Genomic DNA, 12,236 nt, shown 5'->3' on the forward strand with positions numbered 1-12,236 from the left:
AAGCAATAACCGAGGCGCCGCGCGCAGACTCATGGTTGTCCGGCTGCCGGCTCTGGAAGATCTTGTAGGTAAAACTGTCCGGCTAGGTGCTCCGCTACTTCCGGCAGACGAGGCCCCAGTCCGCCTACCAGTACGGTGGCATCAATAGGCAGTAGGTGTCCTTCACGCACGGCCTGACTTTGCTCTAGGGCGGGATTCTGCTTTAACAGCGCCTGCGCAGCAGCAGCGCCCTCAAGGCGGCGGTCGGCAATAATGATATACGCCGGGTCAAGCCCAGCCAGCACTTCGCTGGAGAGCGCCTTGTATCCTGGCTGCGTCGCTAGGTTGATACCTCCTGCCTGCTTGATCAGCCAATCGCCGAGTGTACCGGGCCCTGCGATTAACGGCCGATCTCCCGTGCCTCCAATGAGTAGAAGCACGCCAGGGCTGGCGTGATGCGCCTGAGCTGCATGAATGCGGGATTCCAGGTTGTGCAACGCATCACTGTAGCGGGCAAATTGCCTTTGGGCCTCTTCCGGTCTCCCCAGCCAGGTACCCAGTGCTTCCAGGGTACGGTGCAGGGTGTCCAGACTGGCGTCGGCCGACAAGGTCTCTACTCGCACTCCTGTTCTGCGCAGTTGATCAAGCACGGGAGGCGGCCCCATCTCTTCGCTGCCTACCAGTATGTCTGGCCGCAAAGTAAGAATGCCTTCAGCGCTGAGCTGGCGTTGATAACCTATCCTGGGCAGCGTTTGAAGCGACTCGGGGTGCTGGCTTGTAGTGTCTACGCCAACCAGTCGGGATTGACCGCCCAGTACGGCGATCCATTCAGTCAGCGAGCCGCCTGCACTGACCCAGCGTTGGGGCTGCTCGGCAGATAAAACGACCACGGCGGTAGCCCAGAGCAGAAGTCCGATGGCAAGACGAATCTTTTTCACTGAGCAGACTCCGCCAGGGCTGACCATTGTGCACGTTCGGGTTGGCCAGGTTTACGTGCGCCAAACATCTGCATGATCAGTTCTCCGTTGTGGTCATACGCCTCAAGGCTGGTAATGATGCCGTCCACACTCGGTTTACGCACGCGCCAGAGTGTATGGATACCCGACGTTTGCAGGTGCAGATTGAAGGCACTGTCCAATACATTGAACCAGGTGTCTACCCACTTGAGTGTTGTGAGGGTTCCGGTATGGATCTGAATACAGTGCTGGTTGCCCACAAATATCATGATGGGTAATTGCTGTGCCGCGGCAGCGTTCATGACCTGGGGCAGCGCGTCCACATTCAATGATTCAGCCCACTCCTTGCCCGCCAGTCGTAAGGCCTGGGTTCTGGCGATGCCCAGTCGCTGCAGGAGCGCATGGAAGTGGTGGGTATCCTTTAGCTCCGCCCACCCTGAGCGCAGGGCCTCGATATCAACCTTCTGATCGGAACAGGGCGGTATACGCGCTTTCAACGGTACCCGTGTCAGTTCGCAGCTTTGCTCAGTTTCCTTAAAGCGTGTCTTCAGCGCTTCCCAGGCATCCTCATGACTGTTCTCAGTCAGATAGACTTTATGAATCGCCATTCCTTGTGCATCAAAGACCTGAAGGCTATGTAACAGGCCGCGCGAAGTCACTTCGTCTACCGCAAACGCAGATGTCCAGCCTGAGAGAAACAGCCGTAAATCGATGTCGGGCGAGACGACCAACCCCATACGACCATTTCCTGATATGGCCAGTTCGCGGTACGGCCCCTGGCGCTCATGGACGCAGTATTCATTGCGCGTAAGCGCCATGACAGGTCCCAAGTTGGCAAGCTCACCCAGTAGCGCTTTCCATTCAGGACGCAGGCGGATCACATCGGTCCCAATCCGACTGGCTACAAGCTCCGCCTCGCTGACCTTCAGCTGTTGGGCGGCATCACGTGCACGTATAGAGGGTTTTTCCAGGCGCAGACGTTGCCACTCCTTGAAGAGATCGCACGCAACGGCAGGCTCTAACGTAGACAGGCTCATAGGGGATTTCCTTGAAGGTTAGGGTAGAGCGGCATGGCTAGACACCCGTCTAGCGAACCAGTGAGAGCATATTAAAACGATAATCATTTACAATAAAGATGATATTAGTTCTCATCTTTGGCTTTACAGATATCGCTAGGATAGTAATGATTATCAAATGCATTAAATAACACCGAGCCCTCTATGAATATGTCTCCGCCGTTTCCGCTTCGCCCGTGGATTGTCCTGCTGTGCCTGACACCTGGCTTTACAGCCGCCGCCGAAAGCGCCAGCGCTCTTCCAGTCACTACCATTACTGCAACCTTTACCGAACAGCCGATCACCGCCGTTCCCACTACCGTCACGGTCAAGGAACAGACGGATATAGACCGGGAAAATATCAATACCATCAGGGATCTGGTGCGGCATGAGCCGGGTGTCAGTGTAGGAGGTACGGGGCACGCAGCCGGCATTAACGGTTTCAATATCCGGGGGATCGACGGCAACCGTGTCTTGACCCAGATTGATGGCGTGACGGTACCGGACGCGTATGCGTTTGGTCCTTATGCCAATACCCGGCGAAATTATGTCGATCCCGACCTTGTCAAGCGGGTAGAGATCCTGCGTGGCCCGGCTTCTGCCCTGTATGGAAGTGATGCCATCGGTGGTGCTGTCAGCTACTTCACGCTTGATCCAGAAGATCTGCTCAGAGAAGGTAGGAACTATGGTGCCCGGTTCAAGACAGGATACAGCTCCGCTGATCGTAGTTGGTTGACCTCCGGTACAGTGGCAGGCCGGACCGGCGATTTCGATGCGCTGGTGCATTATGGCAAGCGCAGCGGGCACGAAGCGGAGTCGTATGGTGACCATCATGGACTCGGTACCAGCCGTACCGCAGCCAACCCGGAGGATCACGACAGCTACAACGTGCTGGCGAAACTAGGCTATCACTACGGTGACGACAGCCGTTTGCAATTGACCTATGAGCATTATCGCTCACGTTTGGACGGTGATATCAAAAGTGCACCGACCCGTATTTTCGGCGTACAGACGCGCAGTTATCTGGGACGTAATGTCGTTGATGTAGAGGAACGAGAGCGCTTCAGTCTGGAAAACGCACTGAGCCTGACTACCGGCTTCGCTGATCGTTGGACCACGTTGCTCAGCTACCAAAACGGTGGGACGGATCAGCGCACTTACCAGCCCAATAGCAGCGCCAGCTATTACCGTAAGACCACGTATGAAGAACATACTTGGGCATTCGATAACAAACTCGACAAGCATTTCGCCATGGGCGAGAGCGAGCATCTGGTGACTTATGGACTGCGTTATGAGCACCAGGAGGTCAACGGCTTGCGGACAGGGACATCCAACCGTGGTGTGGCTAATCTTTATGCCAGCGATTTTCCATCGCCTGCGGTGGACACCTGGGGAACGTTTGTTCAGGACCAGATCGATATAGGGGCCTGGACCTTTCTGCCAGCGTTACGCTATGACCATACGACGCTGAAGCCGGATGCCAATACAGCCTATCTCGCCGGGTTGGCCAGCGGTACGGCTTTCGATGATAGCGAAAAGAGCTGGCACCACGTTTCACCAAAACTAGGCGTGACCTATCGCTTCAATGATCGTTACAGTGCCTTCGGCCAGTACGCCGAGGGCTTCCGCACACCAACACCCAAAGCGTTATATGGCAACTTCACCAATGAAAGCGCAGGTTACCAGGTGGTGGGCAATGCCGACCTTGATCCGGAAACCAGCCGTGGCGTTGAGTTGGGGTTCAGAGGGCACTTCGATCAGGGCAGTTTCAGTGTCGCGGTGTTCTATAACAAATATCGCGATTTTATCGAAGAGGATGCCTTGGGCGGAGGGGGCAGTTATGCTGTTTTCCAGTCCAGCAATATCAGTCATGCCACGATCAAAGGTGCCGAAGCCAAAGGGCATCTGGAACTGGACACCGTTGGCCTGCCTGAGGGCGTCTACAGCGAAGGCACCATCGCCTACGCCTGGGGCCGCAACGATGACACAGGTCAGCCGCTCAATAGCGTGAGTCCGCTAACAGGGGTCTTCAGCCTCGGATACGACGATCGTGCAGGTCAATATGGCGGTCGTCTCGACTGGACACTGGTACAACGCAAGAAGCGTGTCGATGACGCGCGCTATCACGCTGCCGACGGTAGTACGCAGTTTCGCACGCCGGGGTTTGGCGTACTGGATCTTACGGCTTACTACAAGCTCACCCGCGATCTCACGGTCAACGCTGGACTCTACAACCTCACCGACAGGAAATACTGGCTGTGGGATGACCTACGAGGTTATGACACAACCGGAGAGGGAGGAATGCTGGCGCCTGCCAATATCGACCGCCTGAGTCAACCTGGCCGCAATGTATCGATGAATATTGTCTGGGAAATTTGAGCATTTGGGGTAGGAGGCGTCAGTCAAAACAGGAGCTGACCGCCTCTACCTTCGAATTGGAGGCGGGTCTACAAATATCTTTGGACATAAGTCTCACTTTAGGGAAAAATCCGCTCGCCTTGTTGCTTATGGCCTCGAAGTCCACTTTGGTGAGGAAGTCATTATGCGTTACTACGTTATTATCTGGCTGGGTATCGCCGCCTGCTTTGCCTTTATGCAAGCGGATCATGCGCTTCCTGCCGTTCTAAGTCTCATGGCCAGCTGGTTGGTTGCCTTGTTCTTCAAGCCAGCGCCGACACGAGTGCGTGGATTCTCTCCCGTGATTGATACGACGCCCCCTCGTGCGGTTGCTGATACGCCGGCAGGGCAAGTCTGAGCGCCTATGACAAGCCTGACAGTGTTATCGGCTGGTAGCTTGTTTACAGAATAAGCCGCTTATCCAAGGTTAGGGGTAAGGTTCGAATCCGCTGTCCCGTTGCATGGAAAATGGCGTTGGCGACAGCAGCGGCTACGCCAACGACAGCAATCTCGCCAAGACCCTTGATGCCAAGGGGATGGCCGCGGCGGTCATCTTCTTCAATCATGATGATATCCAGATCCGGCACATCTGCCTGAGTGGGAATCAAAGCCTCGGAGAGGTCTGCATTCATCCAGCGGCCGTTGTGCCGGTCAAGACGCGTCTCTTCCATCAATGCCTGTCCCAGCCCCCATACCATTCCGCCCAAGAGCTGACTATGGGCAAGGGTTGGATTCACGATGCGACCACAGCCAAAGGCGCCTACCAGACGCTCAACCCTGAGAGTACCCAGTTGCGGATCTACTAGCACTTTGACGAATTGTGCGCCAAATGCAGCGCGTCCTACCTCGGGTGGATTGATCTGATCTGCGGTACCGGCCTCGGCTTCAAGGTAATCCAGTTGGTGACGCGTCAGTAACGATACGAATGACTCCTGGCGACCTGTCTGTGAAACAAGGCCGCTTTCCTGGAGCTTCAGTTCTGCCGGGTTTGTCCTATGAAGCGGCGAGGCGGGATCTGTACTGGCCAGCGTACCCAGCTTCAGGCGCAACGCATCGGCTGCGGCGTGAAGCGCTGCGCCAAGACTCAGGGTTGTCGACGAGCTGGCCGTCAATGAGCTGTAGGGCAGTCGTGTGTCTCCCCATTCCAGTGTGACACTGCCCAACGGCAGCCCCAGCGCTTCGGCGGCAAGTTGTGACAGGGCCGTGGCGCTGCCCTGACCGATCTCATGGGTTGACGAGGAGGCGACCGCTGTTCCGTCTGCCCTTATCCGCATACGGGCGCAAGCGGCCATCTGCGCGACATGGTAAATGGACGTCGCCATGCCGTAGCCGACCTTGAATCGGCCCTCCTGGTGTGCGCCCGGACGAGGATCGCGTGATTGCCAGCCAATACGTTCAGCCGCTGCCTGATAGCAGTCCTTGAGGGATTTGCTTGACCACTCATGACCGCTCTGCGGTTCCTGGTCAGCATAATTACGTAGGCGGGCCTCCAGAGGATCGATACCCTGCTGATAAGCCCATTCATCCATAGCGCTTTCGATCGCGAACTGGCTTACCGCCACACCGGGCGCACGCATCCAGCTAGGGGCATTAACGTCGAGCCGTGCGGTTTTATGCTGCGTACGCAAATGCTTGGAGGCGTAGAGCTTGGGCGTCATTTCGCCAACGGGTTCGATGAAGTTGGATGTGGTGGAGTTCTGGATCAAGGCGTCCTGCATCAGTACCTGTAATCGACCATCCTTCCCGCCGCCCAGACGGACCCGCTGCCGTGTGGCCCCGCGATAGGGCATCATGGAAAAGGTCTGGCGTCGTGTCAGGGCAAGCTTGACGGGTCGCCCGGTCCGCTTTGCCGCCATGGCCACCAGGAGCGGGTGGACGTTACCCTTTTTGCCTCCAAAGGCTCCACCCACGAAAGGCACGATTATCCGGACCTTGTCGCGTAATGCCTCTTCAGGTGAGCCGGTTTTCATGACCTCCATGAAATCCTTTTGCAGGCCCATGTCAAAGGCCTGAGCCAAGCCATATGCATCGCCATAGGAATATTGCGTGCCAAGGTACAGTGTCAGTCGCCCATGGCTATCCCACGCAGCGATTGCGGCGCCAGGCTCCAGGGCGTTGTGATGGTGAGAAGCCGTCTCGTAGACCTGCTCGAATGTCTGCTCGGCCATTGCAAAGGCGGTATCCGGATCGCCTCGCTCCGTTGTGCCAGGCTCTCCGACCCCCACCATTTGTGGCCGTTCGGCCTTTTGTTCATCCAAAACCAGTAAGGGCGGCTGCTCGGGGGCTGCATAACGTATTGTTACACAGGCAGCGGCGCGCTGTGCCTGCTCAGCAGTGTCAGCGATCACCAGCGCAACAGGCTGCCCGTTGTAATGCAGCCGGCTATCCTGGAGCGGCTGAAAACGCGTCAGCTCTCCACCTGGCAGGGTATGAACGGGTTTGAGTCTTGGCGCGTCCAGGTGCGTCATCACACAGTGCACCCCTTCCAGTGCAAGCGCGGCGGCCGTATCGATAGCCTCAATGCGTCCTGTTGCTTGCGTACTTTGAACCACGGCTGCATGAGCCAGTGGTCCGTCTACCGGCCCATGGGCAAGATCCGCCGTGTAGCAGGCCTTGCCGGTGACTTTGTCATACGCTTCGAGACGGTGGGGCGCTTTCATTGCAGAAACCTCATAACAGAAGCCAGCCTCTCTCCAATGGGGACACCATGGTCAAAATGGCGGTTCCAGTAGGTGCCTTGTTCCTTTGCCTGACGAGTGGGGCAGTAGAGGTGGGATACACACGGTCCATCGTAATAGCCGTGAGGGTATGGCCCTCATACATCTCAACCCACCCATAAGGAGACGATATGAGCAAGCTGGCAGGTAAAATCGCAGTTATAACCGGTGCTGATTCGGGTATGGGAAAGGCCATGGCAGCCGTGTTCGCGCGGGAAGGTGCTCATGTGGCGATCACGTATCACTCCGATCAGCAGGGTGCTCAGGACACCCTCGAGCAAGTCCGCAACGCAGGGGGCCGCGGTCTGGTAAGGCAAGTGGATGTCAGAGACGAACACAGTGTGTCGGCCCTGTTCAAGGCAGTGGACGAGGAGCTGGGGACACCCGATATTCTGGTTAATAACGCCGGTACGGGCAAAAGCAAACCCATTACCGAACTGACTACTGAGGAATTCGATCTGGTGATCAAAACCGATTTATACGGGCCGTTTTTCTGTGCCCGTGAGTTCATCCGGCGCCGCCAGCAGGTCGGTGGGCAGGGAAAGATCCTCAATATCACGTCTGTTCATGACTCAATCCCCAGCCCCAACAATGTGCCTTATGGCGCTGCCAAAGGTGGGCTTCTTACCATGACGCGCAGCCTTGCGCTGGAACTTGCGCCGCTCAAGATCAATGTGAACGCTATTGCGCCAGGGCTTATCCGAACCCCGATGACAGAGGCTCGAGTCGACGATCCCCAGAAGCGCGAGGAAGAGCTGCCCAATATTCCCTGGAAGCGTCCCGGCTATCCTGAGGAGATTGCCGAGCTGGCGCTATATCTGGTCAGCCCTGAGTCCGACTACGTCACCGGTCAGAACTTTACGATTGATGGCGGGCTGGAAATGAATTGGGGGCAGGGCGCTTAGTGTAGAAGGCACCAGCAGGTCAGATCGGTGATGCTGTACTGATCAGGCCTGCCGCTGTTTTCTTTTCAGGAAGACCCCTTTTCATGGCGTTTGCTCCAAAACGTTTCCTTCTGCGATCCCTTGCACTGGCATTGAGAACTGCCCTTCGTATGATCTCCCGCCGACAGTAGTGTTCAGGCTGATGAGCTTTCGAAACAGTCTTCGGACTGACACTTATAGTAGAGCTGTTTCGACTTCCGACAGAAAGCCAATACTACCTGAGGCAGAAAAGCAGATATGTTCGTTTATCGAACATAAACTAACCAGTGAGTACAAAATAGTTTGTAAAAGGGGCACTATGACGGTGAAAGCTATCCAGAGTTGATACCTATCACCGCTGTAGGCGCAAAGAAAACCGATCCGGGCAGCCGAGCGGCCTGGGTCCTACAATATGCCTGCCAAGAGGGACTGATTATGCAGCGCTCGATCGCCACGGTTTCCTTGAGTGGAACCCTGCCTGAAAAACTGGAAGCCATTGCTGCCGCAGGCTTCGACGGTGTGGAGATTTTTGAAAACGATCTGCTCACTTACGGCGGAACGCCGCGAGAAATCCGTCGATTATGCGCTGACCTGGGACTCGCTATCACATTGTTCCAACCTTTCCGCGATTTCGAGGGGTGTCCGCGTGACCGTTTGCCCCGTAACCTGGACCGGGCCGAGCGCAAGTTTGACCTGATGCAGGAGCTCGGTACGGATCTGATACTGGTGTGCAGCAACGTAACGGTCGACTCGATAGGCGAGGAGGCTATTCTGGTGGATGACCTTCGCCTGCTGGGTGAGCGGGCGGGTGCACGCGGCATGCGCATAGGATACGAAGCCCTCGCATGGGGGCGGCACGTCAAGACCTGGCATCAGGTCTGGTCGATTGTGCAACAGGTCGATCACCCCAGCGTGGGCGTATTGCTGGACAGTTTTCATACCCTGTCATTGAAGGATGATCCTGCCGGTATCGCCAGTATTCCGGGTGACAAGATCTTTTTTGTGCAAATGGCTGATGCGCCGATTCTCAATATGGATGTACTGGAGTGGAGCCGGCACTTCCGTTGCTTCCCGGGGCAAGGCGAATTTGATCTGGCCGGTTTCCTGGCGCCGATCCTGCGCTCGGGGTATACCGGTCCGCTCTCACTTGAAGTATTCAACGATGGTTTTCGCGCAGCACCTCCACGGGCCAATGCGGCTGATGGTTTCCGTTCCTTGCTTTACCTGGAGGAACAAACCCGCAACCGCCTGGCCAATGAACCGCCTGCCGATCCGGTTGCGCCGGAGCTGTTGTTCGATCCGGTGCCGCCGCTCGAGTTTGACGGTATCGAATTTCTGGAGTTTGCCGTAGACGAGCCACTTCGTGCAGAGCTTACGCAATGGCTAACCCGTCTGGGTTTTGCTCAGGCCGGGCAGCATCGCTCTAAGAACGTTACCTTGCTCAGGCAAGGCAGCACCAATCTCGTACTCAATGCCGAGCCTTATTCGTTTGCCCATAACTTTTTCGAAGTTCATGGACCTTCGCTGTGTGCCAAGGCCCTGCGGGTCAGTGATAGCGCAAAGGCCATGGAGCGTGCCTGCCAGTATGGTGCGCAGCCATATCGCGGCCTGGTAGGCCCGAACGAGCGTGAGATTCCTGCGGTACGTGCACCGGATGGAGGCCTGATCTACTTTGTCGCCTCTGGCACGGATGGGCGCTCGATCTACGATACAGACTTCAACCTGAGCGCAACCTCGTCCACGGACGATGTACTCAATACCATCGATCATGTGGCCATGGCGCTGCCCGCAGACAGCCTCGACACCTGGGTACTGTTCTACAAGAGCCTGCTTAATTTCAAGGCTGACGATGAAGTTGTGCTGCCGGATCCCTATGGTCTGGTGAAAAGCCGTGCGCTGCGCAGTCCCTGCGGGTCGATACGTATGGCGCTCAACATTTCGGAAAATCGTAATACGGCCATCTCCCGAGCCTTATCGAGCTACCGTGGATCAGGCGTCCACCATATCGCATTCGAATGTGATGACATCTTTGCGGCCGCTGCCCAGGCCAAGGAGGCCGGAGTGCCGTTATTGGAGATTCCGTATAACTACTACGACGACCTCTCAGCGCGGTACGGCTTTGACGATGACTACCTGAGCCGGTTGGCCTATTACAATGTGCTCTATGATCGGGACGCACAGGGAGGCGAGCTGTTCCATGTTTATACGGAGCCGTTCGCGGATCGCTTCTTTTTCGAAGTTCTACAACGCAAAAATAGTTACAGTGGCTATGGTGCTGCCAATACGCCGGTCCGCCTGGCGGCCATGGCTCAGGCGCGCACCCGAAAGACGGCCGGACGTCTTTGAAGGTAGGGCGGTGCCCTACGTGGCATAGCCCTACCTTAATCCAATAACAACAACTACCATAAGGTTTTTGAACCTGCCAATGACACAACCAATAATGGCTGCCGAATCCCTTAGCTCCGATGCTGTAAAAACGCAGTCTGTGCCCCGACTGCCACGAAAGAACAACCCCGAAGAAACCAAGCAGGAAATCCTCCTGGCGGCGGTTGCCGAGTTTGCGGAAAATGGCCTGAGCGGGGCGAGAGTCGATGCCATTGCCGAGCGCACCCGAACATCGAAGCGCATGATCTATTACTACTTCGAGAGCAAGGATCAGCTCTACTCTGCGGTGCTGGAAAAGCTCTACGGGGAGATCCGCTCGACCGAGTCCCAGATGCATCTGGATGCGCTCGAACCGGTAGAAGCCATTCGGCGACTGGTCGAGTTCACGTTTGATTACCACGATCTGAATGTCGATTTCGTTCGGATCGTGTGTATCGAGAATATCCATCAGGGAAATTACATTCGCCAGTCACAGGCCATTACCTCAGTCAACTCGTCGATTGTTCAGACCATCTCTAGGATTCTGGTGCGTGGCGTAGAACAGGGCGTTTTTCGGGAGGGGCTGGATCCACTTGAGTTGCACATGATGATGAGCTCGTTCTGCTTCTATCGGGTGTCCAACCGCTATACCTTTTCATCGATCCACCAGATCGACCTGACGGATGCAGATAACCGGGAGCGGCACAAGGAACTCATTTGCGATGTGGTGCTGCGCTATGTCTGCAAATGACTGATTGGAACGCGAATACCGCTGCATCAATTCATGCAGCGGTATCGAGAGGCGGGCTTACCGTGACTTCCGCGCTTTTTGTATTTCGTCATCCAGCATCTTGACCAGAGCGGGGTCGACATCCTTCGACAGTTTTTCAATGACTGGCTTGGTCTTTTCCCTGAATCGGTCCATCTCCTCCGGCGTGATTTCATTGACGGCCATGTGGCCTTTCAAGGTTTGATAGGCACTGTCCTGAGCCTGCCCGGAGACCATGCGCTGATAGGCCTGAGCCTCAGCGGCGGCCTCGGTAATGACCTTGCGCTCGTCCTCGTTCAGCTTGTTCCATGACTTTTCGCCTATGATGAACGATTGCGGGTTGTACACGTGGCGTGTCACCGATAGGTATTTCTGCACCTCGTAGAACTTGCTGCCCAGAATCACGGTATTAGGGTTTTCCTGTCCATCAACGGTTCGCTGCTCAAGGCCCGTATACACTTCGGGGAAGGGCATCGGAACGGGGTTTGCGCCCAATGCGGAAAATGTCTCCAGATAGCTGGGTGACTGTATGACACGGATCTTCAAGCCTTGCAGATCCTCCCAGCGGGCGATGGGCTTCTTGCTGTTGGTTATGTTGCGAAAGCCCAGGTCCCAATATCCCAGGGTATGCAGGCCCTTGCCTTCCAGGCGTGTGGCCAGTGCCTGGCCCACCGGACCATCCATGACCTGCTGAGCCTCTTGGGCATTATTGAACAAGAAGGGAAAGTCGAGAATGGTAAAGTCCTTTACCTGTGCTGCCAGGATGCCGGCGTTTAGTACGGTCAGGTCCAGTGTGCCACCCTGAATGGCGGAGACGGTTTGCAGATCACCGCCGAGCGTGCCGCCTGGAAAGAGCCGCACCTTGATCTTGCCCTCGCTCTTTTCCTTCACCAGATCTGCAAATTTCTGTGCGCCCTGACCCTGAGGATGTTCCTTCACATTCTGGAAGGCAAACCGTAAGGTCTGGTTACGTACCTCGGCAGCTACCGTGCTGGCATACAACACACCGATTGCGCAGGCGGTAGCCAAAGCTGTTTTGATCATCGTCATCTTGAAAGCTCCATCTTGTTTTTGTT

9 protein-coding genes are annotated in these 12,236 nt (G+C 55.9%); 5 read left to right on the forward strand and 4 right to left on the reverse strand.

Annotation, left to right across the window (positions count from 1 at the left end):
• Positions 1-29 precede the first annotated feature (29 nt).
• Positions 30-944 (reverse strand): heme/hemin ABC transporter substrate-binding protein, encoded by a 915-nt coding sequence (locus B3729_RS00705; RefSeq protein WP_409438639.1) that lies wholly within the window; start codon positions 942-944, stop codon positions 30-32.
• Complete coding sequence (locus B3729_RS00710) at positions 914-1,972, reverse strand: hemin-degrading factor (protein ID WP_286786756.1); 1,059 nt, start codon at positions 1,970-1,972, stop codon at positions 914-916. The genes B3729_RS00705 and B3729_RS00710 overlap by 31 nt, the downstream gene beginning before the upstream one ends.
• A 183-nt stretch (positions 1,973-2,155) precedes the next feature.
• Here B3729_RS00710 and B3729_RS00715 point away from each other — a divergent pair, with 183 nt between their 5' ends.
• Both B3729_RS00715 and B3729_RS00720 read left to right on the forward strand, forming a co-directional pair.
• Positions 2,156-4,369: a TonB-dependent hemoglobin/transferrin/lactoferrin family receptor gene (locus B3729_RS00715; protein ID WP_286786757.1), complete on the forward strand. Its 2,214-nt coding sequence runs from the start codon at positions 2,156-2,158 to the stop codon at positions 4,367-4,369.
• Positions 4,370-4,532: 163 nt separating this feature from the next.
• Complete coding sequence (locus B3729_RS00720; RefSeq protein ID WP_197871525.1) at positions 4,533-4,745, forward strand: hypothetical protein; 213 nt, start codon at positions 4,533-4,535, stop codon at positions 4,743-4,745.
• Between the two features lie 43 nt (positions 4,746-4,788).
• On the opposite strand, the gene B3729_RS00725 is transcribed toward B3729_RS00720, so the two are convergent.
• A complete protein-coding gene (locus B3729_RS00725) occupies positions 4,789-7,047 on the reverse strand; it encodes a xanthine dehydrogenase family protein molybdopterin-binding subunit (RefSeq protein WP_286786758.1) in 2,259 nt (752 codons plus the stop codon).
• Between the two features lie 188 nt (positions 7,048-7,235).
• Between B3729_RS00725 and B3729_RS00730 the strand changes: the two genes are divergently transcribed.
• From B3729_RS00730 to B3729_RS00740, 3 genes are all read left to right on the forward strand, one after another.
• On the forward strand, positions 7,236-8,009 hold the full coding sequence (locus tag B3729_RS00730; protein ID WP_010798905.1) for an SDR family NAD(P)-dependent oxidoreductase: 774 nt from the start codon (positions 7,236-7,238) through the stop codon (positions 8,007-8,009).
• A gap of 453 nt (positions 8,010-8,462) precedes the next feature.
• A complete protein-coding gene (quiC, locus tag B3729_RS00735; RefSeq protein ID WP_286786759.1) occupies positions 8,463-10,373 on the forward strand; it encodes a 3-dehydroshikimate dehydratase QuiC in 1,911 nt (636 codons plus the stop codon).
• A gap of 94 nt (positions 10,374-10,467) precedes the next feature.
• A complete protein-coding gene (locus B3729_RS00740; RefSeq protein ID WP_286786789.1) occupies positions 10,468-11,142 on the forward strand; it encodes a TetR/AcrR family transcriptional regulator in 675 nt (224 codons plus the stop codon).
• Between the two features lie 57 nt (positions 11,143-11,199).
• On the opposite strand, the gene B3729_RS00745 is transcribed toward B3729_RS00740, so the two are convergent.
• Positions 11,200-12,210, reverse strand: coding sequence for a TRAP transporter substrate-binding protein (locus B3729_RS00745; RefSeq protein WP_286786760.1), 1,011 nt, complete (start codon positions 12,208-12,210; stop codon positions 11,200-11,202).
• Positions 12,211-12,236: the final 26 nt, after the last annotated feature.

The sequence above is a fragment of the Pseudomonas sp. UBA3149 genome (assembly GCF_002364655.1).
Classification (GTDB): Bacteria; Pseudomonadota; Gammaproteobacteria; order Pseudomonadales; family Pseudomonadaceae; genus Chryseomonas; species Chryseomonas luteola.

Bases quoted from the DNA above. Each gene is read 5' to 3' on its own strand.
- B3729_RS00705 (WP_409438639.1), bottom strand. From the start codon at position 944: ATGGTCAGCCCTGGCGGAGTCTGCTCAGTGAAAAAGATTCGTCTTGCC.
- B3729_RS00710 (WP_286786756.1), bottom strand. From the start codon at position 1,972: ATGAGCCTGTCTACGTTAGAGCCTGCCGTTGCGTGCGATCTCTTCAAG.
- B3729_RS00715 (WP_286786757.1), top strand. From the start codon at position 2,156: ATGAATATGTCTCCGCCGTTTCCGCTTCGCCCGTGGATTGTCCTGCTG.
- B3729_RS00720 (WP_197871525.1), top strand. From the start codon at position 4,533: ATGCGTTACTACGTTATTATCTGGCTGGGTATCGCCGCCTGCTTTGCC.
- B3729_RS00725 (WP_286786758.1), bottom strand. From the start codon at position 7,047: ATGAAAGCGCCCCACCGTCTCGAAGCGTATGACAAAGTCACCGGCAAG.
- B3729_RS00730 (WP_010798905.1), top strand. From the start codon at position 7,236: ATGAGCAAGCTGGCAGGTAAAATCGCAGTTATAACCGGTGCTGATTCG.
- quiC (WP_286786759.1), top strand. From the start codon at position 8,463: ATGCAGCGCTCGATCGCCACGGTTTCCTTGAGTGGAACCCTGCCTGAA.
- B3729_RS00740 (WP_286786789.1), top strand. From the start codon at position 10,468: ATGGCTGCCGAATCCCTTAGCTCCGATGCTGTAAAAACGCAGTCTGTG.
- B3729_RS00745 (WP_286786760.1), bottom strand. From the start codon at position 12,210: ATGACGATGATCAAAACAGCTTTGGCTACCGCCTGCGCAATCGGTGTG.